Here is a 23,118-nt window from a genome sequence, read left to right on the forward strand (position 1 = left end):
TTATGGGCACAAAAGCGATCTATCCGGGCACCTTTGACCCTATCACCAACGGCCATATCGATATCGTCACCCGTGCGGCGGGTATGTTTGATAAGGTTTTGCTGGCCATCGCCGCCAGCCCGAGCAAAAAACCAATGTTTAGCCTCGATGAACGCATTGCGCTGGCGGAGCAGGCAACCGCGCATCTGGTCAACGTTGAGGTGATTGGCTTTAGCGATTTGATGGCCAATTTCGCCCGCGCGCAGCAGGCGAATATTTTAATTCGCGGCCTGCGGGCAGTGGCGGATTTCGAATATGAAATGCAGCTGGCGCACATGAACCGCCATTTGATGCCCACGCTGGAAAGCGTGTTCCTGATGCCGTGCAAAGAGTGGTCGTTTATCTCTTCATCGCTGGTTAAGGAAGTGGCGCGTCACCAGGGCGACGTCTCCCACTTCCTGCCGCCTAACGTACATCAGGCGCTGTTAAATAAGCTGAAGTAGCATTTCCTGCCCCCGCTCGCGCTGCGCGTAGCGGGGCTGCCAGCTTATCTGGCCGGGCATAATCCCCAACCCTCTCCACTACTTCTGACACTGGCGGCAATAAAAGGTCGCGCGCTGAGCGTGTTTGCTGGCGATAATCGGCGTGCCGCAGATCCGGCACGGCTCGCCTTTGCGGCCATATACCTGCAGCTCCTGGGCGAAATATCCCGGTTTACCGTCGCTTTGCAGGAAATCCTTCAGCGTCGTTCCACCCTGCTCAATCGAGCGCAGCAGCACCAGCTTAATCATCTTCACTAACCACTCGCATTCCTGATGCGAGAGCGACGAGGCCAGCCGATCGGGATGGATCCCGGCGGAAAACAGCGATTCGCTGGCGTAGATATTGCCCACGCCCACCACCAGCTTGTTATCCATCAGCCAGGGTTTAATGGCGGTTTTCTTCTTCGCGCAACGCTGCTGGAGATAGTCGGCGTTGAATTCATCGCTTAGCGGCTCCGGGCCGAGATGCGCCAGCACCGGATGACCATCCAGCTCTTTAGTCCATAACCAGGCGCCAAAGCGGCGAGGATCGGTATAGCGCAGTACTTTACCGTTGCTCAGCACCAGGTCGACGTGGTCGTGTTTTTCAGCCGGCTGCTCCTCACTGAGGATGCGCAGGCTACCGGACATGCCAAGATGAATAATGATCCAGCCGTGACGCAGCTCCAGCAGCAGGTATTTGGCGCGTCGGCGCACGCTCAGCACCGGTTCGTCGCTGAGGCGGTAAATCTCTTCGGATACTGGCCAACGCAGGCGCCCGTTGCGCACTACGGCATGCAGGATGTTAGCGCCCACCAGATGCGGCTCAATGCCGCGACGGCTGGTTTCGACTTCAGGTAATTCAGGCATTTTTTTCCTCTTAACCACACAGTTTCGGGTGACAGGGAGGCAGCGGGAAGAGAGGCCGGTAGGCTTAACGAAGCAAGCGGCCAGGCTGAACGCATGCAGCCAACGCACCTGTAGCTCGAAGGATGAAGCATAAAACAAAAAACCCCGCCGGAGCGGGGTTTTAGTACAAGGAGACTAAAATTATTTGATTTTAGCTTCTTTGTAGATAACGTGCTGACGTACAACCGGATCGTACTTTTTCAGTTCCATTTTTTCCGGTTTGGTACGCTTGTTCTTCGTGGTGGTATAGAAGTGACCAGTACCAGCGGAAGAAACCAGCTTGATTTTCTCACGAATACCTTTAGCCATGATTTATTTCCTCTAAGTACTTAGTACTTTTCGCCACGGGCACGCAGTTCAGACAGAACTGTATCGATGCCTTTTTTATCGATTACACGCATACCTTTAGCAGATACGCGCAGGGTGACAAAACGCTTCTCGCTCTCAACCCAGAAACGGTGAGAGTGCAGGTTCGGCAGGAAACGGCGTTTAGTCGCGTTCAGTGCGTGGGAACGGTTGTTACCGGTCACCGGACGCTTGCCAGTAACTTGGCAGACTCGGGACATGTCTATTCTCCAAAAATCAAATTAGCTCGAGCTTCGTATGGGGTATTGGCGCCTCGTCAGGCTTTACAGCCCGGTCATCGCATAGTTCTATTGAACTCTCGATTGCCAGGCCCAAATGCCAAACCCGAGATTCTCAAAGGTGGCGTAGTATACGCTGACTCGGCGGTGTGCTCAAGTCCCGAACAGACAAAGATCCCGATAGATCGCATGATCGGGGCTAAATCCAGCCACGTTCGGCAAAAGAGACGTACGCGCCGCGGCCAATAATCAGATGATCAAGCACGCGTATCTCCATGAATCTACAACACTTAACCACCCTGTCGGTCATCAACTTATCCGACTTACTCGGTTCAGGACTACCTGAAGGATGATTATGGGCAAGGATCACCGCGGCGGCGTTCACTTTGATTGCTTCGCGTACAATTTCTCGCGGATGCACCTCTACGTGGCTAAGAGTACCAGAAAAAAGGCGGCTATGTTTCAATACCCGGTTCTGATTATCTAAAAAGATCGCCATAAAGATCTCCCGCTCTTCATCGGCGAGCTGGCTTTGTAAAAATTCTCGCGTCATGAGCGGCGTGACCAGCGACGGTTCCTCTCTCATCCGCAGGCTAAAATAGCGCCGCGCCAGCTCGGCAATACCTTTAAGTTGCGCATATTTCGCAATGCCGATACCGTCGATATCTGCAAATTGTTCTATCTCAGCCGATAACAGCCCGTACAGCGAACCGAAGCGCTGTAACAAGCTGTGTGAAAAAGTCAGCACATCCTGGGTACGCGTGCCGGTACGCAAAAACAACGCCAGCAGCTCAACGTCGCTCAACGTTTCAATACCGTCGCGCAGCATTTTTTCCCGCGGCATCAATGATTCCTGTATATCCATTACCCTGTCTCCTTTCCCGTTCCTCGCCCATCCTGGCATACCCTTTCCGCGCTGCCGACCGGTGATTTCAAGGCCTGCGTAGCCCCTCGCAAAGTGAGTGTCCGGCATACGCACGATGCCACCGGGATTGTGATAAGATGCGCGGATTCTGGTGTATTTCAACAGGACAAAATCATGATGAGTCTGGCTGGTAAAAAGATCGTTCTCGGCGTGAGCGGCGGCATCGCCGCCTATAAAACGCCGGAACTGGTGCGCCGACTGCGAGAACGCGGCGCGGATGTTCGCGTCGCCATGACCGAAGCCGCCAAGGCCTTTATTACTCCGTTGAGCCTGCAGGCGGTTTCCGGTTATCCGGTCTCCGATAGCCTGCTGGATCCGGCCGCCGAAGCGGCAATGGGCCATATTGAACTGGGCAAGTGGGCCGATCTGGTTATCCTTGCCCCGGCAACCGCCGATTTAATCGCCCGCGTCGCCGCCGGTATGGCGAACGATCTGGTCTCCACGATTTGCCTGGCTACGCCCTCGCCGGTGGCCGTCGTCCCGGCGATGAACCAACAGATGTATCGCGCCGCCGCCACCCAAGACAACCTTGCCACTATTGCCGCCCGCGGCCTGTTGGTATGGGGCCCCGATAGCGGCAGCCAGGCCTGCGGTGACGTTGGCCCGGGCCGCATGCTCGATCCGCTGACTATCGTGGAGATGGCGGCGCAGCATTTCTCGCCTGTCAAAGATTTGCAACATCTCAACATCATGATTACCGCGGGCCCAACCCGCGAGCCGCTGGACCCAGTGCGCTACATCACCAACCATAGCTCCGGCAAAATGGGCTTCGCGATCGCCGCCGCCGCCGCACAACGCGGTGCGAACGTCACGCTGGTTAGCGGCCCAGTGTCGCTGCCGACGCCGCCGTTTGTGCAGCGCATCGATGTTGGCACCGCGCTGGAAATGGAAGCGGCGGTGCAGAATGGCGTGCAACAGCAGCATATTTTCATCGGCTGCGCCGCCGTTGCCGACTACCGCGCAGCGATTGTCGCCGACGAGAAAATCAAAAAACAAGGTGATGAATTAACAATAAAAATGGTCAAAAACCCGGACATCGTCGCCGGGGTGGCCGCACTAAAAAATCGCCGCCCGTACGTTGTTGGATTTGCCGCCGAAACAAATAATGTGGAAGAATACGCCCGGCAAAAACGTGCCCGCAAAAATCTCGACCTGATTTGCGCCAATGATGTTTCTCAGCCAAATCAAGGTTTTAATAGCGATAACAACGCATTACACCTTTTCTGGCAGGATGGGGATAAGCGCTTACCACTTGAGCGCAAGGAATTCCTGGGCCAATTATTACTCGACGAGATCGTTACCCGTTATGATGAAAAAAATCGACGTTAAGATTCTGGACCCGCGTGTTGGCAAGCAATTTCCGTTGCCAACCTATGCCACCTCCGGCTCAGCCGGACTTGACCTGCGTGCCTGTCTTGACGACGCCGTAGAGCTGGCGCCGGGCGCAACCACCCTGCTGCCGACTGGCCTTGCGATTCATATCGCCGATCCGTCTCTGGCGGCGGTGATTCTGCCGCGTTCCGGCCTGGGCCATAAACATGGCGTCGTGCTGGGCAACCTGGTCGGACTTATCGACTCCGACTACCAGGGCCAGCTGATGGTGTCCGTCTGGAACCGCGGCCAGCAGAGCTTTACTATCGAGCCGGGCGAGCGCATCGCGCAGATGGTCTTTGTGCCGGTGGTACAGGCGGAGTTTAATCTGGTGGAAGAATTTGACGCCACCGACCGCGGCGAAGGCGGATTCGGCCACTCAGGGCGCAAATAAGCCCGGCTATACGGAACCCGCATCCCAAAGCGCATAATGCAATAACATCACCGCAAACTAAGGTTTGCGGTCGCTTTGTGGGTGCCTGCCTGACAAGTGCTTATTTTCAGGGGTATTTTAAAACATGGCAGAAAAACAAACTGCGAAAAGGAATCGTCGCGAAGAAATACTTCAGTCTCTGGCGCTGATGCTTGAATCCAGCGATGGTAGTCAACGTATTACCACGGCGAAACTGGCGGCCTCCGTCGGTGTTTCCGAAGCGGCGTTGTACCGTCATTTTCCCAGTAAAACCCGCATGTTTGACAGCCTGATCGAGTTCATTGAAGACAGTCTGATTACGCGCATCAATTTGATTTTGAAAGATGAAAAGGACACCACGGCTCGTCTGCGCCTGATTGTCCTGCTGATTCTTGGGTTTGGCGAGCGTAATCCTGGGCTGACGCGTATCCTCACCGGCCACGCCTTAATGTTCGAACAGGACCGTCTGCAGGGTCGTATCAACCAGCTATTTGAACGTATCGAAGTTCAATTGCGTCAGGTGATGCGTGAAAAGAAAATGCGTGAGGGAGAGGGCTACACCCTCGACGAGACGCTACTGGCAAGCCAGCTGCTGGCATTTTGCGAAGGCATGCTGTCGCGTTTTGTGCGTAGCGAGTTCAAGTACCGCCCAACGGATGATTTCGATGCCCGCTGGCCGCTGGTCGCGGCGCAACTGCAGTAAAGCCCTATATGCAGCCGCAAGGCTGCATGGCTCATCATTCACCTTCTCAGCGTGCTCTGGCTATACCGGCAGCCGCTGGCTGCCGGGCTCATCTTCAGACGCCGTAGGCTTCGCGGTAAGCGCGTACCGATGCCAAATGCTCAGCCATCTCAGGCTTTTCTTCCAGATAGGCGATAAGGTCTTTCAGAGTGACGATAGAAATCACTTTGCAGCCATAATCACGTTCCACTTCCTGAATCGCAGAGATCTCGCCGCGACCGCGCTCCTGGCGATCAAGCGAAATGAGTACGCCAGCCAGTTCCGCGCCATTAGCCTGAATAATTTCCATTGATTCACGAATTGCGGTACCGGCGGTAATCACGTCGTCCACCAGCATCACGCGGCCCTGTAGCGGGCTACCGACCAGGTTGCCGCCTTCACCGTGGGTCTTCGCTTCTTTACGGTTGAAGCAGTACGGCAGGTCACGGTCATGATGCTCAGCCAGCGCGACGGCGGTGGTGGTGGCGATTGGGATGCCTTTATAGGCCGGGCCGAACAGCAGGTCGAACTCGATCCCGGAATCCACCAGCGCCTCGGCGTAGAAACGGCCCAGCAGTGCCAGATCGCGCCCGGTATTAAACAGGCCGGCGTTGAAGAAATAGGGGCTCTTACGCCCGGATTTCAGCGTAAATTCGCCAAACTTAAGAACCTGCTTGCTAAGCGCAAACTCAATAAACTGGCGCTGATACGGCTTCATGGATTCGCTCCTTTTAGTACTGTCATCATTGTCGGACTACGCGCCCTATCCTTCGCAGGTGTAATGAGGGATAAAGCGCAAAAAAAAGGCGACTTCTCAGTCGCCTTAATCATTAATTTTCTAACGCCGCTTTCTGCGTCGCAATAATGGATTCGATTCCCCCTCGCGCTAACGCCAGGAGAGTGAGAAGTTCTTCATGGGTGAACGGCTCGCCTTCCGCCGTGCCCTGCACCTCAATGATGCGACCGTCTTCGGTCATTACCACATTCATATCGGTTTCCGCGGCGGAATCTTCCACGTACTCCAGATCGCAAATGGCTTCGCCATTAACGATACCCACGGAAACGGCGGCCACCATTCCCTTCATTGGGTTGGTTTTGAGTTTACCGGCAGCAACCAGCTTGTTCAGCGCATCGGCCAGCGCAACGCAGGCGCCGGTAATGGACGCGGTACGGGTACCGCCATCGGCCTGCAGCACATCGCAATCGAGCGTAATGGTGAACTCGCCCAGCGCTTTCAGATCCACCGCGGCGCGCAGCGCGCGGGCAATCAAACGCTGAATTTCCATAGTGCGGCCGCCCTGTTTGCCTTTAGCGGCTTCGCGAGCGTTACGGGTATGGGTGGAGCGCGGCAGCATGCCATATTCGGCGGTGATCCAGCCCTGGCCCTGACCTTTCAGGAAGCGCGGTACGCCTTCGTCGATGGAGGCAGTGCACAGCACTTTGGTGTCGCCAAATTCGACCAGCACGGAGCCTTCAGCATGTTTTGTATAGTTACGGGTCAGGGTTACTGGACGCACCTGATTAGCGCTACGGCCTGCTGGACGCATGATTACTCTCCGGCTTGAAACGAATGTGGCTGCGCATTATACACAAATTCGACCAAGTTGCATCGCGACGACGCACGCCTGCCGATGCGGATAATGCGCGCTTATTCCTATCCTGAAAGAGCCTCGAAAGCTATAATCCTCCCCACTCTCCTTAAAAAACAGGAACGTCTATGATCCGCAGTATGACCGCCTATGCCCGGCGTGAAATCAAGGGTGACTGGGGTAGCGCCGCGTGGGAACTGCGCTCGGTAAACCAACGCTATCTGGAAACCTACTTCCGCCTGCCGGAGCAGTTCCGGAGCCTGGAACCCGTGGTTCGCGAGCGCATCCGCTCTCGTCTGACTCGCGGCAAAATCGAATGCACCCTGCGTTTTGAACAGGATCCCAGCGCCCAGGGTGAATTGATCCTCAATGAGAACCTGGCGAAGCAGCTGGTGAACGCCGCGAACTGGGTAAAAATGCAGAGCGATGAAGGCGAGATCAACCCGGTTGATATCCTGCGCTGGCCTGGAGTGATGGCGGCGCAAGAACAGGACCTTGATGCGATTGCCGCTGAAATCCTCAACGCCCTGAACGGCGCGCTGGACGACTTTATCGTCGCCCGTGAAACCGAAGGTCAGGCACTGAAAACGCTGATCGAACAACGCCTGGAAGGCGTCAGCGCCGAAGTCAGCAAAGTCCGCGCCCATATGCCGGAAATCCTGCAGTGGCAGCGCGAGCGCCTGGTCGCCAAGCTTGAAGACGCCGAAGTGCAGCTGGAAAACAACCGTCTCGAGCAAGAGCTGGTGTTGATGGCTCAGCGTATCGACGTCGCCGAAGAGCTCGATCGCCTGGAAGCGCACGTTAAAGAGACCTACAACATTCTGAAGAAGAAAGAAGCCGTGGGTCGCCGCCTCGACTTCATGATGCAGGAGTTCAACCGCGAGTCGAATACTCTGGCGTCAAAATCCATCAATGCCGACGTGACCAATTCAGCGATCGAGCTGAAGGTGCTGATCGAGCAGATGCGCGAGCAGATTCAGAATATCGAGTAATGTCCTCTCCTGCTGGCTCGCCTTACGGGCCAGCATTATTTTTTCTTATCACTTTTAAAAAAGAAAAATATACATAACCCCATATCAGGGGACTACTCCTTCATTTTTGCATTAGATTTTTTCATGTAAATGAGCTCGCTTTAGAAAAACTCAATCGTGATCTGCCGCACAAATCGCTACCCTTTGCCCATCATTGTGGGGGATTTATGCTGCTTCATGTTCTTTATCTGATTGGTATTACGGCGGAAGCGATGACTGGCGCTTTAGCAGCCGGGCGTCGCCGTATGGACACCTTTGGGGTGATTATTATCGCCACCGCCACCGCGCTCGGTGGGGGTTCTGTACGGGATATCCTGCTCGGCCATTATCCGCTCGGTTGGGTGAAGCACCCGGAATACGTCATTATTGTGGCGGTTGCCGCCGTCCTCACCACCATCGCTGCGCCGGTGATGCCGCACCTGCGCCGCCTGTTCCTGGTGCTGGATGCCCTGGGCCTGATCGTGTTCTCGATTATCGGCGCGCAAATCGCGCTGGATATGGGTGAAGGGCCGATAATCGCGTCTATTGCCGCCGTGATCACCGGCGTCTTTGGCGGCGTGCTGCGCGATATGTTCTGTAAGCGTATCCCGCTGGTGTTTCAGAAAGAACTGTACGCGGGCATCTCTTTTGCCGCCGCGGTGCTCTATATCGCGTTGCAGCACTACGTCAGCAGCCATGACGTAGTGGTCATCGCCACGCTGCTCTTCGGCTTTACCGCGCGTATGCTCGCCCTGCGCTGGAAGCTCGGCCTGCCGGTCTTCTACTACAAGCACGACGCTCATTGATTCCTCAGAATCCCGGAATACGTTGCCCGCTGAGCCACTGCGCCAGCGCGGCAATATCCGGGTTTTGCAAAAAGGTGACCAGCTGGCGCGCCCTTTCCTGCCCCACTCCCGGTAATCGCCGCCACTGAGACTCATTGCGTTCCCGCAGTTGCTGCCAGTTTTCTGCCGCAACGCTCGCCTGCGCGGACTGAGGTATCGGTACCCCTAGCGCCAGCACCCAACGAATAAACGGCTGCTCGCGGGCCAAATTGAACTGATGCCACAACCGCAGGCCACGCTTGCTGGTAATGCCTGGCACGCTCTGTAGTTGTTCAGGCGTCAAGGCCAGCCATGAGAAAAGATGTGTCATGCGGCGATCGTCCATTAGCGTGCGCCAAAGCGCCTCTCCTGCGCCCGCAATATCCAGAACCGGCTTAGACGATAGCCAGACCAGCCGGGAGCGCAACTGCCCGGCGCACTCGGTCGTCGCAAAATAACAGGTTAAGGAATGAAAGCGAGGCGAAGGCAACTGTGGCGCATCTCTCTGGCTGGCCCGCCAGACCACGCTATCCAGACGCGGGATCCCCTGTCCGGCCAGGCTTATCAGTACCTGGTCCCCGGCGACAATGTCTAACCGCCGCCAGCGGGCCACCGAGCCAATATTGACCCGACGCACCAGCTTATCGTCCAGTTTTACCGGTTCGAGATGCGCCACAACGGCTATCTTGCCGCTGCGCCCGACAGTGAACTGGATTGTGGTCACTTCCGCCACCTGCGAAAACGGCTGATATTTCCAGGCCGCCAGCCAGTGCCCCTGCCCTGGAAGCCAACTGCTCCCGGCAGGTTCTTTTTCTGCTCGGATCACAATGCCATCGGTGACAAAGGGCAGCGGCGAGGTGAACCATCGCTCGCGCCAGACGGCGGTCTCCTGCCAGTCTTTCACCGAATGGGAATAGCGCTGCGCCAGAGGAAACCCACCGTCAGCAAGCAGCGCCAGACGGGTAGACATCCGGGCCGGACCGTCGGGCCAGGCCCAGATAAACACCCCCAGCGTGTTCAGCGTCGCCGATGGCGCTTTGCGCATCAGTATCCCGGCGACTTTCGCCCGTGAGTTCATACCGCCCGCCTGTTTTTGTAGATGCCCCTCTTGCAACTGAAAAATCTCGCCCTGTAGCACGCTATCTGCCAGCGCTCCTGCGGTAGTTTGCGGTACGCCGGGGATCTGGCGCACTTTTGCCGTCCAGTCTTCCCCCGCCAGACCGTCGCCGCGGCTAATCGCCTGTATTAACCTCCCCCCGCGATAAACCAGCGTCACCGCCACACCGTCGACTTTCGGTTGTACCCACAGGTCGGTTTTATCGCGCATCCAGCGGCCAACGCTCGTGGCATCGGGCAGTTTGCGCACGCCGGTATGCGCGATAGGATGCTTGACTTCGCCGCGTGGCGGCGGCAGATCGTCTTCAGGCGGCGCCTTCTCACCGAAGCAGCGCCGCCACTGCGCCAACCGGGCCGAGAGCATGTCGTAGACCTCGTCGCTGACCCCGCTGCTGCCCTGCTGCCAGTAGGCCTCTTTCCAGCTGGCAATTTGCCGACTGAGGTGGCCTATCTCCTGCTCCGCGCGTTGCAAAGACCACGCCGGGCAGGCCGCCATTGGGCTTGCCGCCGCCATCCATAACGCTGCCGCTATCAGCCATCTGCACATGCCTTTACCTCCTTGTTCTACCTTGCGGCATCGTGCGCTAAAGACCGAAGCCGCGGCGACAGGCAAATCATTACGCTGCGAGCGGCTTTCCAGGATTTACGCCTTGTTGCTGCAACTGCTTAAGAAATCAGGAAAGCGGCAGGCAAAATGAAAGAAACAGCGGCAAAAAGTGTGACAATGACTGCGTCACGCAGCGGCGGCGTGTATAATAGGCTCGTATGTAGGATCTCTTTCGACAATCACATACAAAAGACACTCATGGCTCAAGGCACGCTTTATATTGTTTCCGCCCCTAGCGGCGCGGGTAAATCCAGCCTGATTCAGGCTTTATTGAAAACCCAACCGTTGTACGACTCCCAGGTTTCTGTGTCGCATACCACGCGCAATCCGCGCCCGGGTGAAGTTCACGGTGAACACTATTTCTTTGTCGATCATGATAAATTCAGGTCGATGATTAGCGAAGACGCTTTCCTTGAGCACGCTGAGGTTTTTGGCAACTATTACGGTACCTCTCGTGAAGCTATTGAGCAGGTTCTGGCGACCGGCGTCGATGTTTTCCTCGATATCGACTGGCAGGGCGCCCAGCAAATTCGTAATAAAATGCCCGGCGCGCGCAGTATCTTTATTCTGCCGCCGTCAAAAGACGAGCTTGACCGCCGCCTGCGCGGCCGCGGTCAGGACAGCGAGGAAGTCATCGCAAAACGTATGGCGCAGGCAGTTGCAGAAATGAGCCATTACGCGGAATATGATTACCTTATTGTGAATGATGATTTTGATACCGCTTTAGGCGATCTGAAAAACATTATCCGCGCTGAACGTCTGCGCATGAGCCGCCAAAAGCAGCGACATGGCGCTTTAATCACCAAACTATTGGCAGACTGAACCCACATTCAGTATCATGCCCAGTCATTTCTTCACCTGTGGAGCATTTTAAGTATGGCACGCGTAACTGTTCAGGACGCTGTAGAGAAAATTGGTAACCGTTTTGACCTGGTACTGGTCGCCGCGCGTCGCGCTCGTCAGATGCAGGTAGGCGGAAAGGATCCGCTGGTACCGGAAGAAAACGATAAAACCACCGTTATCGCACTGCGCGAAATCGAAGAAGGTCTGATCAACAACCAGATCCTTGACGTACGTGAGCGCCAGGAACAGCAAGAGCAGGAAGCCGCTGAATTACAAGCCGTTACCGCGATTGCTGAAGGTCGTCGTTAATCACACAGCGGGTCGCCCTTGTATCTGTTTGAAAGCCTGAATCAGCTGATTCAAAACTACCTGCCGGAAGAGCAAATCAAGCGCCTTCGGCAGGCGTATCTCGTTGCACGTGACGCTCACGAGGGTCAGACACGTTCAAGCGGTGAACCCTATATCACGCACCCGGTAGCGGTGGCCTGTATTCTGGCCGAGATGAAACTCGACTACGAAACGCTGATGGCCGCGCTGCTGCATGATGTGATTGAAGATACCCCTGCAACCTACCAGGACATGGAACAGCTTTTTGGTAAAAGCGTCGCCGAACTGGTAGAGGGGGTGTCGAAACTTGATAAGCTCAAGTTCCGCGATAAGAAAGAGGCGCAGGCCGAAAACTTTCGCAAAATGATCATGGCGATGGTGCAGGATATCCGCGTCATCCTCATCAAACTTGCCGACCGCACCCACAATATGCGCACCCTGGGCTCGCTACGCCCGGATAAACGCCGCCGCATCGCCCGCGAAACGCTGGAAATTTATAGCCCGCTGGCGCACCGTTTAGGTATCCATCACATCAAAACCGAGCTCGAAGAGTTGGGCTTTGAAGCGCTGTACCCTAACCGCTACCGCGTCATCAAAGAAGTGGTTAAAGCAGCGCGCGGTAATCGTAAAGAGATGATTCAAAAGATCCTCTCTGAAATCGAAGGGCGTTTACAGGAAGCGGGGATCCCCTGCCGCGTCAGCGGTCGCGAAAAGCATCTGTACTCCATTTACTGCAAAATGGTGCTTAAAGAGCAGCGTTTTCACTCGATCATGGATATTTACGCCTTCCGCGTTATTGTTCACGATCCCGATATCTGCTATCGCGTGCTGGGCCAAATGCACAGCCTCTACAAGCCGCGTCCCGGTCGTTTCAAAGATTACATCGCCATTCCAAAAGCGAACGGCTATCAATCTTTGCACACCTCGATGATTGGCCCCCACGGCGTCCCGGTCGAGGTACAAATCCGTACCGAAGATATGGACCAGATGGCGGAAATGGGGGTTGCGGCGCACTGGGCTTATAAAGAGCACGGCGGCGAAAGCAGCACGACCGCGCAAATCCGCGCTCAGCGCTGGATGCAAAGCCTGCTGGAACTGCAGCAGAGCGCCGGTAGCTCGTTTGAATTTATCGAGAGCGTTAAATCCGATCTGTTCCCGGATGAGATTTACGTTTTCACCCCGGAAGGGCGCATTGTCGAACTGCCTGCCGGCGCCACGCCGGTGGACTTCGCCTATGCGGTGCATACCGATATCGGCCATGCCTGCGTCGGCGCGCGCGTCGACCGTCAGCCCTATCCGCTGTCGCAACCGCTCTCCAGCGGCCAGACTGTCGAAATCATTACCGCGCCGGGCGCACGCCCGAATGCCGCATGGCTGAACTTTGTCGTCAGCTCGAAAGCGCGCGCCAAGATCCGCCAACTGCTGAAGAACCTTAAGCGCGACGATTCCGTCAGCCTTGGCCGCCGATTGCTCAACCACGCGTTAGGCGGCAGCCGCAAGCTGGCAGAAATCCCGCCGGAGAACATCCAGCGCGAACTTGACCGCATGAAGCTTGCCACGCTTGACGATCTGCTGGCGGAAATCGGTCTCGGTAACGCAATGAGCGTGGTGGTGGCGAAAAACTTGCAGCAGGGCGAAGCCTCTGCCGCACCGGTGCCGGCCAACGCGTCGAATCACGGCCATCTGCCGATCAAGGGCGCCGACGGCGTGCTGATTACTTTCGCCAAGTGCTGTCGTCCGATTCCGGGGGATCCGATCATCGCCCACGTCAGCCCAGGCAAAGGGTTGGTTATCCACCATGAATCCTGTCGTAACATCCGCGGCTACCAGAAAGAGCCTGAGAAGTTTATGGCGGTCGAATGGGATAAAGAAACTGCGCAGGAATTTATCGCCGAAATTAAGGTGGATATGTTCAACCACCAGGGCGCGCTGGCTAACCTGACGGCCGCAATCAACACCGCGTCTTCCAATATTCAGAGCCTGAATACGGAAGAAAAAGATGGCCGCGTTTACAGCGCCTTTATCCGCCTGACCGCGCGCGATCGCGTGCATCTGGCGAATATCATGCGCAAAATTCGCGTCATGCCGGACGTGATTAAAGTCACTCGTAACCGAAATTAGCTTTTACAAAAATCGAATCCCCAGGAAGGTACTAAAGTACGTGACTGGGGTGAGTGAGTGCAGCTAACGCCGAGGCAGTTCGAAGGATTAAGTAGAATGAATTCACAGCGTTATGCGCGTATCTGCGAGATGCTCGCCAGGCGTCAGCCTGATCTGACGGTCTGCATGGAGCAGGTCCATAAACCCCATAACGTCTCTGCGGTCATCCGCACCGCAGACGCCATCGGCGTACATGAAGTACACGCCATCTGGCCTGGCAGCCGCATGCGTACCATGGCCTCTGCCGCCGCCGGCAGCAATAGCTGGGTGCAGGTGAAAACACACCGCACGATCGGCGATGCCGTCAGCCACTTAAAAGACCGGGGTATGCAAATCCTCGCGACGCACCTTTCCGACAAAGCCATCGATTTTCGCGAAATCGACTATACGCGCCCGACCTGCATCCTGATGGGCCAGGAGAAAACCGGCATCACCCAGGAAGCGCTGGCGCTGGCAGACCAGGACATCATTATTCCAATGGTCGGTATGGTGCAGTCGCTGAACGTCTCCGTCGCCTCCGCGCTGATCCTTTACGAAGCGCAGCGTCAGCGGCAGAACGCCGGAATGTACCAACGCGCCAATAGCATGCTGCCGCCTGAAGAGCAGCAGCGGCTGCTATTTGAAGGCGGTTACCCGGTGCTGGCACGCGTCGCCAGGCAAAAAGGTCTGCCTTATCCCCACGTCAACGAGCAGGGCGAAGTCGAAGCCGATGCCGAGTGGTGGGCAACGATGCAGGCGGCGAGGTAAATCCGATGTCAGGCCGCCTGTTAGATGCCGTCCCGCTCAACTCGCTGACCGGCGTTGGCGCCGCACAGAGCAGCAAACTGGCGAAAATCGGTCTGCATACGGTTCAGGACCTGCTGCTACACCTGCCGCTACGCTATGAAGACCGGACTCACCTGTACCAAATCGGCGAACTGCTGCCGGGCGTCTACGCAACCGTAGAGGGTGAAGTGCTCAACAGCAATATCACCTTCGGCGGCCGCCGGATGATGACCTGTCAAATCAGCGACGGCTCCGGCATCCTGACCATGCGTTTTTTCAACTTCAATGCGGCGATGAAAAACAGCCTGGCGACCGGTCGTCGTGTGCTGGCCTACGGCGAAGCTAAACGCGGCAAGTTCGGCGCCGAGATGATCCACCCGGAATATCGCGTGCAGGGCGATATGAGCACCCCGGAGCTGCAGGAAACCCTGACTCCGGTCTACCCGACCACTGAAGGCATTAAGCAGGCGACGCTGCGCAAACTCACCGATCAGGCGCTTGAGCTGCTGGAAACCTGCGCGATTAGCGAACTGCTGCCGCCGGAGCTGGCGCAGGGGATGATGAGTCTGCCGGAGGCGCTGCGTACGCTACACCGCCCGCCGCCGTCGCTACAGCTCAGCGAGCTGGAGAGCGGTAAACATCCGGCACAGCAGCGTCTTATCCTGGAAGAGTTGCTGGCGCATAATCTCAGCATGCTGGCGCTTCGCGCCGGCGCCCAGCGCTACCATGCGCTGCCGCTCAGCGCCAACGACACGCTGAAAACCCAGCTCCTGGCTTCCCTGCCCTTTAAACCAACGGGCGCGCAGGCGCGCGTCACCGCGGAGATCGAGCGCGATATGGCGCTGGACGTGCCGATGATGCGCCTGGTACAGGGCGACGTCGGATCCGGTAAAACGCTGGTTGCCGCGCTGGCCGCCTTGCGCGCTATCGCCCATGGTAAGCAGGTGGCGCTGATGGCGCCGACCGAACTGCTGGCCGAGCAGCACGCCAATAATTTCCGCAGCTGGTTCGCGCCGCTGGGCATTGAAGTCGGCTGGCTGGCTGGCAAACAGAAAGGCAAAGCGCGCCAGGCGCAGCAGGAAGCCATCGCCAACGGTGAAGTGCAGATGATTGTCGGCACCCACGCCATTTTTCAGGAGCAGGTGCAGTTTAACGGCCTGGCGCTGGTGATTATCGACGAACAGCACCGCTTTGGCGTTCATCAACGCCTGGCGCTGTGGGAAAAGGGCCAGCAGCAGGGCTTCCACCCGCATCAGCTGATCATGACCGCAACACCGATTCCGCGCACCCTGGCGATGACCGCCTATGCCGACCTCGATACCTCGGTTATCGATGAGCTGCCGCCGGGCCGTACCCCGGTAACGACCGTCGCTATCCCGGACACGCGCCGCAGCGACATTATCGACCGCGTGCGTAACGCCTGCACCCAGGAAGGTCGCCAGGCCTATTGGGTCTGTACGTTGATTGAAGAGTCCGATCTGCTGGAAGCCCAGGCGGCGGAAGCCACCTGGGAAGAGCTCAAACTGGCGCTGCCGGAACTTAATATCGGCCTCGTCCACGGGCGGATGAAACCAGCGGAAAAGCAGACAGTGATGCAGGCCTTCAAGCAGGGCGAGATGCACCTGCTGGTCGCCACCACGGTGATTGAAGTCGGCGTTGACGTCCCTAACTCAAGCCTGATGATTATCGAAAACCCTGAGCGTCTGGGTCTGGCGCAGCTGCACCAGCTACGCGGGCGCGTCGGGCGCGGCGCCGTCGCCTCCCACTGCGTGCTACTCTATAAATCGCCGCTCTCCAAAACGGCGCAGAAGCGCCTGCAGGTGCTGCGCGACAGCAACGACGGTTTCGTCATCGCCCAGAAAGACCTGGAAATCCGCGGCCCCGGCGAGCTTCTCGGCACCCGCCAGACCGGCAACGCCGAATTTAAAGTAGCGGACTTGCTGCGCGATCAGGCCATGATCCCCGATGTTCAGCGCATTGCTCGTCATATTCACGAACGCTATCCGCTGCAGGCGCAGGCGCTGATTGAGCGCTGGATGCCGGAAACCGAACGCTATTCCAACGCGTAGCGCGTCCTTTTTGCCGCGCTACGGGCAACTTTTCTACACAATGAGTGGATTATGAAACGAGAACTGGCCATCGAATTTTCGCGTGTCACCGAAGCCGCCGCGCTGGCGGGCTATAAATGGCTGGGCCGCGGCGATAAAAATACCGCCGACGGCGCAGCGGTTAACGCCATGCGCATTATGCTCAACCTCGTCAATATCGACGGCACCATTGTCATCGGCGAGGGCGAAATCGATGAAGCGCCGATGCTCTATATCGGCGAAAAAGTGGGTACCGGCAAAGGCGACGCGGTAGATATCGCCGTCGATCCGATTGAAGGTACCCGCATGACGGCCATGGGCCAGGCCAACGCGCTGGCGGTGATGGCGGTTGGCGATAAAGGCTGCTTCCTCAACGCGCCGGATATGTATATGGAAAAGCTGATTGTCGGCCCCGGCGCCAAAGGCGCCATCGATCTCAATCTGCCGCTGGAAGAGAACCTGCGCAACATCGCCCGCGCGTTGAACAAACCGCTTGGCGAACTGACCGTCACCGTGCTGGCAAAACCCCGCCACGACGCGGTCATTGCGCAACTGCAGCAGCTGGGTGTACGCGTGTTCGCGATCCCCGATGGCGACGTGGCGGCCTCCATTCTCACCTGTATGCCGGATAGCGAAGTCGACGTGCTGTACGGCATCGGCGGCGCGCCGGAAGGCGTGGTTTCGGCGGCGGTGATCCGCGCGCTGGACGGCGATATGCAGGGCCGCCTGCTGGCTCGTCACCACGTGAAGGGCGACAGCGAAGAGAACCGCCGTATCGGTGAAAACGAACTGGCGCGCTGCAAAACCATGGGCATCGAAGCGGGTAAAGTGCTGCGTCTTGATGAAATGGCGCGCAGCGATAACGTCATCTTCTCCGCCACCGGGATTACCAAAGGCGATCTGCTGGACGGTATTACCCGCAAGGGCAATATGGCGACCACTGAAACGCTGCTGATCCGCGGTAAATCGCGGACTATCCGCCGTATTCAGTCGATTCATTACCTCGACCGAAAAGACCCGGACGTCCAGCAACACATCCTGTAAAACATTTGATCAATCGAGCTTTCCAGCCTTTTCGGGCTGGAAATCTTCTCCCGTCGCGGTGAAGATAGACTGACGAGATTGAAAGGAGAGACGCAATGGCAAACTGGGTTACAGGTAAAGTTGTAAAAGTGCAAAACTGGACCGATGCACTGTTTAGCCTCACCATTCACGCGCCCGTTGAGCCGTTCACCGCAGGGCAGTTTGCTAAACTGGGCCTGGATGTTGACGGCGAGCGCGTGCAGCGCGCCTACTCCTACGTCAACGCCCCCAGCAATCCCGATCTTGAGTTCTACCTGGTCACCGTTCCGGAGGGTAAACTCAGCCCGCGACTGGCCGCGCTGAAACCCGGGGACGACGTTCAGATAGTCAGCGAAGCCGCCGGTTTCTTCGTGCTGGAAGAGGTGCCGGACTGCGACACGCTGTGGATGCTCGCCACCGGTACGGCGATTGGCCCCTATTTGTCGATTCTGGAAGAAGGGAAAGACCTGGATCGCTTCAAAAACCTGGTGCTGGTGCATGCGGCGCGCTACGCAGCCGACCTCAGCTATTTACCGCAAATGCGCGAGCTGGAGCAGCGCTACGCCGGCAAATTGCGTATCCAGACCGTGGTCAGCCGCGAGACAGCGGAAGGTTCTCTGACTGGTCGGGTGCCGTTTCTGATTGAAACCGGCGCGCTGGAAGAGGCGGTCGGCCTGCCGATGACCGCCGATACCAGCCACGTGATGCTGTGTGGTAACCCGCAGATGGTGCGTGATACCCAGCAGTTGCTGAAAGAGACCCGGCAGATGACCAAACATCTGCGTCGCCGACCGGGCCATATGACAGCAGAGCACTACTGGTAATCAGGCGTCCGCTTTCCAGCGGACATCCTGCGTCTCTTTACCAAACTTATTTTCGCCCTGGGTGCCGACGAACGCGCCCAGATCGATCAACATCATGACGATAATCAGCGTCGGTACAAAGCGCCCGACGCCCCACTGCCAGACCTGCGGCAACATCGCCCAGTTGCCCGCCAGCAGCATCCACGCCAGAATCATCAGCAGCGCCCAGAGGCCGGATCTCCCGCGATCGTGCAGACGCTTCACCACCACCGCCGCCGTCGGCCAGAGCAGGCAGACGAGAATAAACGCCGCGGTCTGTAAACTCAGCAAATTGCTGCCCGCGAGGGTAAACAGCGCGCTCATGGTCAACACCCAGATAACGATCCAAATCCAGAAATCCCGGCGGCCAATACGGCCTTTAATTGAGAATAACCACTGCTGTAGGGTCATGTTTTATTCCTTATCATCATCATTCGCGTAGTTTACCCTGAAGGCGTCACTTTTTGACAAGCGTGACGGTTCCCGTTTTAATCGTCGGCAGGCAAAAAAAGGAAAGACAGGCATGAAGAAGTGGGCAATCTTAAGTTTGATTGGGCTGACAGCGTTATCTGTCGGCCCGATGGCGTTGTCCGCAGAAACAGAATCCGCCGCCACCGCCCCCTATCTTTTACCCAGCGCGCCGATTTTTGATGTCAGCATCAGCGAGTTCCGCGAAAAATTTAATGCCGATAATCCGAAACTGCCGCTTAACGAGTTTCGTTCTATCGCCTCCAGCCGCGATAAAGCTAACCTGACCCGCGCTGCCACCAAGATTAACGAGAATCTGTATGCCTCTACCGCGCTGGAGCGCGGCACGCTAAAGATTAAATCGATGCAGATAACCTGGCTGCCGATTCAGGGGCCGGAGCAAAAAGTGGCGAAAGCGAAAGCGCAGGAGTATATGAGCGCTATTCTTCGCGCCTTTGTGCCGACCCTAAGTCCACTGCAGAGCCAGCAAAAGTTGCAAAAACTGCTGACCGCCGGCAAAGGCAAACGCTACTACACCGAAACCGAAGGCGCGGTGCGCTATGTAGTGGCAGATCACGGGGAAAAGGGGCTAACTTTCGCCATTGAACCGATTAAGCTGGCGCTATCTGAAACGCTGGAAGACAACAATAAATGACAAAAAGCAAAGCCTTTCCAGTGACGAGTCTCTATACTGTTTCACAGACCATGCTGCCCTCTGGGGCGGCTATATTCCTTAATTCGCTTAGTAGCGTGGAGAATTAAAATGCGACATCCTTTAGTGATGGGTAACTGGAAACTGAACGGCAGCCGCCACATGGTAAACGAACTGGTTGCTAACCTGCGTACTGAACTGGCCGGCGTAAGCGGCTGTGCAGTGGCAATCGCGCCGCCGGAAATGTATCTCGACCTGGCTAAGCGTGCGGCAGAAGGCAGCCACATCCACCTGGGCGCGCAGAACGTTGACGTGAACCTGTCCGGCGCATTCACCGGTGAAACCTCCGCCGAAATGCTGAAAGATATCGGCGCGCAGTACATCATCATCGGCCACTCCGAACGCCGTACCTACCACAAAGAATCCGACGAGCTGATCGCGAAGAAATTCGCTGTACTGAAAGAGCAGGGTCTGACGCCGGTTCTGTGCATCGGTGAAACCGAAGCTGAAAACGAAGCGGGCAAAACTGAAGAAGTGTGCGCGCGTCAGATCGACGCGGTGCTGAAAACTCAGGGCGCAGCCGCTTTTGAAGGCGTGGTTATCGCGTACGAACCAGTATGGGCTATCGGTACCGGTAAATCCGCTACCCCAGCGCAGGCTCAGGCGGTACACAAATTCATCCGTGACCACATTGCTAAAGCTGACGCTAAAATCGCTGAGCAGGTCATCATCCAGTACGGCGGTTCCGTTAACGCCGGCAACGCCGCAGAGCTGTTCACCCAGCCGGACATCGACGGCGCGCTGGTTGGCGGCGCTTCCCTGAAAGCAGACGCTTTCGCGGTGATCGTTAAAGCTGCAGAAGCGGCGAAAAAAGCGTAATTCGCTTTCCCGGTGGTGAAACGCTGCCGGGGTTGCTGACAAATTCGCCAAATGAAAACCCGGCTTAGCGCAGCGCGAGCCGGGTTTTATATTATCGCTACAATTTCCCTAATAGCTGATACCACGCGTAATCCAGCGGCAGCAAAATCAAATAGCTCACCGCCGCCAGCGCCAGGCATAGCAACATCCCCGCTTTCGCCGGGACTTTACCTAATCCCATCGCCACCACGATCGGTGACGCCTGGTATGGCAGCAGCGGCGTGGAATAACCCAGCACCTGAATCATAATCACGCTCAGCAGCGGAAAGCCGGTCGCGTCGGCAAAGCTCTGCGCAAAAGTCGTATACAGCGCCGGGACGCCGTTGGCGGTCATAATAAAGTTCAGCGCGCTGGTAATTCCGGTCAGCGCCAGGAAGCTGGTGAACGGATTATCTTTATCCAGCGGCATCACCTGCAGCAACGCGTTACCCACCGCGCCGCCAATCCCGGTTTGGGTCACGGTAATCGCCAGTCCCAAAATGCCGGCAACATAAATGCAGGTGCGCATATTCACCCCGCTGGCGAACTCCTCACCGCTGATAAATCCTACTCGCGGCAGCAGCGTGACCACCGCTGCCGCCAGGCCGGTCCACGCCGGGCCGACGCCGTGCCAGCTCTCTGTCACCCATAACGTCAACACCACCGCCAGCAGCCACGCCAGACGCTTTTCGTCACGGCTCATTGGCGCCAGCGGCGCCAGCTCGCGCGGCGGATGCGGCTTGCCGGGAAACAGCCAGCAGATCAGCGCCACCAGCACCGCCCCTTTCAGCCAGCCAAGCACCGGCGTATGCAGCAGTAAATAGGGAACGTAATTCAGATGGATCCCGTAAGAGCCTTCCGCCGCCCCGCTCATCACCAGATTCGGCACGTTAGCGGGCAAAATGGTCGCAGATAGCTGGAAGGTGCCAAAGCCCACCGCCAGCGCCAGGCCGTACCAGCCACGCGTGCCGTCGGCTATCCCCGCGCGCCGGGCCATCGCCGCCACAATCGGCATCAACAGCGCGATGCGCCCCATGTTTGATGGCATCACGAACGCCAACGCATAACTCAGTAATACCACGCTGCCGACCATCCGCGGCCAGGAGTCGGTGAGCCGCGCCGATAGCGCCTGCGCCGCTCTATCCGCCAGTCCGGTTTTACGGATGGCGATCCCCAACACAAAGCCGCTGAACACCAGCCAGAACGCGGAGGAAGCAAAACCGCCGAAGATCACCTCCGGCGGAGCGATTTTGGTCATCATCGCCGCCGCGAAGAACAGCAGCGCGGTGATAAATTCCGGTAACAGCGAAGTCGCCCAGAGCACAATGGTGATGCCGACGATCAGCGAAGGGAGGAACAGCGGGTGGGTTAGCCAGAGCGACATGCCTGTCTCCTGTCGTTTTTTTCAGCAAGAATACGACGACAGGAAAGACAGGTAAACGCCAGAACTAGTGGTTTGCGTTAAGAATTGCGCAGCTATGATCCTGAATTTCTTCCGCCGAAGCACGGTTGAGAGTCAGCAAATTACGCTCTGTCGCCAACAGCACCAGCGAGCCGTCGCTTTGCCGCGCCATCGCTAACGCATAACGCCCCATATGTTCACGCGCTTCCGGTACCTCTTCCGCCAGCATCAGGAACGGGCTGCGCTGAGCCAGCTCGGTTTCCGTTACCCGACGCGCCAGATATTGATGGCCCTGCAGACCGCCCGGCAAGGGTAGCCAGCGGCTGCTAATCGTCGCCGCATCATTATCTAACTGCGCGCGGACATTGGGACGCAGGCAGGAGATATGAATATGGAAGTGGTTTTGCGTGCGCCCGCTGCGCGAGTTAATCGCCAGCGATACCGCGTTATCATCAATTGGCGCGCCGCGGCGCTGGCTCATAATTTCGCGCCCCTGCCAGGCCTGCCAGAAGAAATTCGGCGTTAACGGATCCAACAGCAGCGGACTTTCGGTACCGTTAATACGGTAGGTCGGCATCAGCAGATATTGCAGCGGGCCGTTGCGATCTTTAAACAACACGTAGCCGCCTTTCAGGTTCACTTCCGCGCACGGCGACGGGTTTTGATGTTGCTGCTGATTGGGTACGCACTGCTGCAGGACAATATGACGTAACGCGTTCGGGTTACCGGAATGCAGCCAATAGTAGCCGCCAGCCAGCGCCGCCAGAATAACCACCAGCAGCGCCCACAAAAAGTATCTTACTCTTCTCATTATCGTTCCCTGTTAAGCCTGAACCGGAAGAGTAACGTAATTTGATGACTAAATAAAAACAGATGGCGGGCGGGGAGTTATCCCGGGTAGCGGCTAACGCCTTACCCGGGCTACCGGACGGCGGAGAACTGTAGCCCTGCTAAGCGTAGCGCAAGCAGGGACTCCCGGGTGGCGGCTGACGCCTTACCCGGGCTACCGGACGGCGCAGAACTGTAGCCCTGCTAAGCGTAGCGC

At 57.0% G+C, this 23,118-nt stretch carries 25 protein-coding genes; 15 read left to right on the forward strand and 10 right to left on the reverse strand.

Annotated elements, in window-relative coordinates; genetic code table 11:
- Nucleotides 1-2: 2 nt before the first annotated feature.
- Entirely contained in the window at nt 3-482 is a 480-nt protein-coding gene (coaD, locus tag ABLU78_RS08520) for a pantetheine-phosphate adenylyltransferase (protein ID WP_015703808.1), read from the forward strand.
- A 78-nt stretch (nt 483-560) separates the two neighbouring features.
- On the opposite strand, the gene mutM is transcribed toward coaD, so the two are convergent.
- From mutM to radC, 4 genes are all read right to left on the reverse strand, one after another.
- Nucleotides 561-1,370: a bifunctional DNA-formamidopyrimidine glycosylase/DNA-(apurinic or apyrimidinic site) lyase gene (gene mutM, locus ABLU78_RS08525; RefSeq protein WP_015369156.1), complete on the reverse strand. Its 810-nt coding sequence runs from the start codon at nt 1,368-1,370 to the stop codon at nt 561-563.
- A 180-nt stretch (nt 1,371-1,550) separates the two neighbouring features.
- Nucleotides 1,551-1,718, reverse strand: a complete 168-nt coding sequence (rpmG, locus tag ABLU78_RS08530; protein ID WP_002922510.1) for a 50S ribosomal protein L33 — start codon at nt 1,716-1,718, stop codon at nt 1,551-1,553.
- A 20-nt stretch (nt 1,719-1,738) separates the two neighbouring features.
- Nucleotides 1,739-1,975 carry a 50S ribosomal protein L28 gene (gene rpmB, locus ABLU78_RS08535; protein WP_002436699.1) on the reverse strand — a complete coding sequence of 79 codons (237 nt, stop codon included), beginning with the start codon at nt 1,973-1,975 and terminating at the stop codon, nt 1,739-1,741.
- Between the two features lie 217 nt (nt 1,976-2,192).
- The gene (radC, locus tag ABLU78_RS08540) at nt 2,193-2,858 is read right to left on the reverse strand and encodes a DNA repair protein RadC (RefSeq protein WP_015369154.1); all 666 of its coding nucleotides are present in this window, start codon (nt 2,856-2,858) and stop codon (nt 2,193-2,195) included.
- Between the two features lie 177 nt (nt 2,859-3,035).
- On the opposite strand from radC, the gene coaBC reads away from it, so the two are divergent.
- From coaBC to slmA, 3 genes are all read left to right on the forward strand, one after another.
- Nucleotides 3,036-4,247 (forward strand): bifunctional phosphopantothenoylcysteine decarboxylase/phosphopantothenate--cysteine ligase CoaBC, encoded by a 1,212-nt coding sequence (gene coaBC, locus ABLU78_RS08545; RefSeq protein ID WP_072035678.1) that lies wholly within the window; start codon nt 3,036-3,038, stop codon nt 4,245-4,247.
- The gene (gene dut / locus ABLU78_RS08550; RefSeq protein WP_020077682.1) at nt 4,225-4,683 is read left to right on the forward strand and encodes a dUTP diphosphatase; all 459 of its coding nucleotides are present in this window, start codon (nt 4,225-4,227) and stop codon (nt 4,681-4,683) included. The genes coaBC and dut overlap by 23 nt, the downstream gene beginning before the upstream one ends.
- A gap of 124 nt (nt 4,684-4,807) precedes the next feature.
- Complete coding sequence (gene slmA / locus ABLU78_RS08555; protein WP_015369151.1) at nt 4,808-5,404, forward strand: nucleoid occlusion factor SlmA; 597 nt, start codon at nt 4,808-4,810, stop codon at nt 5,402-5,404.
- A 94-nt stretch (nt 5,405-5,498) separates the two neighbouring features.
- Here slmA and pyrE read toward each other — a convergent pair whose 3' ends face one another.
- The gene (pyrE, locus tag ABLU78_RS08560; RefSeq protein WP_015703811.1) at nt 5,499-6,140 is read right to left on the reverse strand and encodes an orotate phosphoribosyltransferase; all 642 of its coding nucleotides are present in this window, start codon (nt 6,138-6,140) and stop codon (nt 5,499-5,501) included.
- A gap of 112 nt (nt 6,141-6,252) precedes the next feature.
- Entirely contained in the window at nt 6,253-6,969 is a 717-nt protein-coding gene (gene rph, locus ABLU78_RS08565; RefSeq protein ID WP_015369149.1) for a ribonuclease PH, read from the reverse strand.
- Between the two features lie 170 nt (nt 6,970-7,139).
- Here rph and ABLU78_RS08570 point away from each other — a divergent pair, with 170 nt between their 5' ends.
- Together ABLU78_RS08570 and ABLU78_RS08575 are read left to right on the forward strand one after the other, a co-directional pair.
- On the forward strand, nt 7,140-8,003 hold the full coding sequence (locus ABLU78_RS08570; protein ID WP_015369148.1) for a YicC/YloC family endoribonuclease: 864 nt from the start codon (nt 7,140-7,142) through the stop codon (nt 8,001-8,003).
- Nucleotides 8,004-8,209: 206 nt separating this feature from the next.
- Nucleotides 8,210-8,827, forward strand: coding sequence for a trimeric intracellular cation channel family protein (locus ABLU78_RS08575; protein WP_015703812.1), 618 nt, complete (start codon nt 8,210-8,212; stop codon nt 8,825-8,827).
- A gap of 4 nt (nt 8,828-8,831) precedes the next feature.
- Here the strand turns inward: ABLU78_RS08575 and ligB are convergent, their stop codons facing one another.
- A complete protein-coding gene (ligB, locus tag ABLU78_RS08580; protein WP_045386558.1) occupies nt 8,832-10,508 on the reverse strand; it encodes an NAD-dependent DNA ligase LigB in 1,677 nt (558 codons plus the stop codon).
- A 258-nt stretch (nt 10,509-10,766) separates the two neighbouring features.
- Between ligB and gmk the strand changes: the two genes are divergently transcribed.
- The 7 genes from gmk to fpr all read left to right on the forward strand — a co-directional run bounded on the left by gmk (nt 10,767) and on the right by fpr (nt 18,636).
- Complete coding sequence (gene gmk / locus ABLU78_RS08585; protein WP_015369144.1) at nt 10,767-11,390, forward strand: guanylate kinase; 624 nt, start codon at nt 10,767-10,769, stop codon at nt 11,388-11,390.
- A 54-nt stretch (nt 11,391-11,444) separates the two neighbouring features.
- Nucleotides 11,445-11,720, forward strand: a complete 276-nt coding sequence (gene rpoZ, locus ABLU78_RS08590; protein WP_000135058.1) for a DNA-directed RNA polymerase subunit omega — start codon at nt 11,445-11,447, stop codon at nt 11,718-11,720.
- 18 nt (nt 11,721-11,738) lie between these two features.
- On the forward strand, nt 11,739-13,859 hold the full coding sequence (spoT, locus tag ABLU78_RS08595) for a bifunctional GTP diphosphokinase/guanosine-3',5'-bis pyrophosphate 3'-pyrophosphohydrolase (RefSeq protein ID WP_015369143.1): 2,121 nt from the start codon (nt 11,739-11,741) through the stop codon (nt 13,857-13,859).
- Nucleotides 13,860-13,955: 96 nt separating this feature from the next.
- Nucleotides 13,956-14,645 (forward strand): tRNA (guanosine(18)-2'-O)-methyltransferase TrmH, encoded by a 690-nt coding sequence (trmH, locus tag ABLU78_RS08600; RefSeq protein ID WP_042893642.1) that lies wholly within the window; start codon nt 13,956-13,958, stop codon nt 14,643-14,645.
- Nucleotides 14,646-14,650: 5 nt separating this feature from the next.
- Entirely contained in the window at nt 14,651-16,732 is a 2,082-nt protein-coding gene (recG, locus tag ABLU78_RS08605) for an ATP-dependent DNA helicase RecG (protein WP_015369141.1), read from the forward strand.
- A gap of 51 nt (nt 16,733-16,783) precedes the next feature.
- Complete coding sequence (glpX, locus tag ABLU78_RS08610; protein ID WP_015369140.1) at nt 16,784-17,794, forward strand: class II fructose-bisphosphatase; 1,011 nt, start codon at nt 16,784-16,786, stop codon at nt 17,792-17,794.
- 95 nt (nt 17,795-17,889) lie between these two features.
- The gene (fpr, locus tag ABLU78_RS08615; RefSeq protein WP_032709404.1) at nt 17,890-18,636 is read left to right on the forward strand and encodes a ferredoxin--NADP(+) reductase; all 747 of its coding nucleotides are present in this window, start codon (nt 17,890-17,892) and stop codon (nt 18,634-18,636) included.
- On the opposite strand, the gene ABLU78_RS08620 is transcribed toward fpr, so the two are convergent.
- Nucleotides 18,637-19,065: a DUF805 domain-containing protein gene (locus ABLU78_RS08620; protein WP_015369138.1), complete on the reverse strand. Its 429-nt coding sequence runs from the start codon at nt 19,063-19,065 to the stop codon at nt 18,637-18,639.
- A gap of 112 nt (nt 19,066-19,177) precedes the next feature.
- Here ABLU78_RS08620 and ABLU78_RS08625 point away from each other — a divergent pair, with 112 nt between their 5' ends.
- Nucleotides 19,178-19,777, forward strand: a complete 600-nt coding sequence (locus ABLU78_RS08625; RefSeq protein ID WP_045386559.1) for a DUF1454 family protein — start codon at nt 19,178-19,180, stop codon at nt 19,775-19,777.
- 108 nt (nt 19,778-19,885) lie between these two features.
- Nucleotides 19,886-20,653, forward strand: a complete 768-nt coding sequence (gene tpiA / locus ABLU78_RS08630) for a triose-phosphate isomerase (protein WP_002922909.1) — start codon at nt 19,886-19,888, stop codon at nt 20,651-20,653.
- A 97-nt stretch (nt 20,654-20,750) separates the two neighbouring features.
- Here the strand turns inward: tpiA and ABLU78_RS08635 are convergent, their stop codons facing one another.
- Both ABLU78_RS08635 and ABLU78_RS08640 read right to left on the reverse strand, forming a co-directional pair.
- On the reverse strand, nt 20,751-22,055 hold the full coding sequence (locus ABLU78_RS08635; protein ID WP_015703817.1) for an SLC13 family permease: 1,305 nt from the start codon (nt 22,053-22,055) through the stop codon (nt 20,751-20,753).
- A gap of 64 nt (nt 22,056-22,119) precedes the next feature.
- The gene (locus tag ABLU78_RS08640) at nt 22,120-22,884 is read right to left on the reverse strand and encodes a CDP-diacylglycerol diphosphatase (protein WP_045386560.1); all 765 of its coding nucleotides are present in this window, start codon (nt 22,882-22,884) and stop codon (nt 22,120-22,122) included.
- Nucleotides 22,885-23,118: the final 234 nt, after the last annotated feature.

The sequence above is a fragment of the Klebsiella sp. JN_Kp122 genome, from assembly GCF_040062085.1.
In the GTDB taxonomy this organism is placed as follows: Bacteria; Pseudomonadota; Gammaproteobacteria; order Enterobacterales; family Enterobacteriaceae; genus Klebsiella; species Klebsiella aerogenes.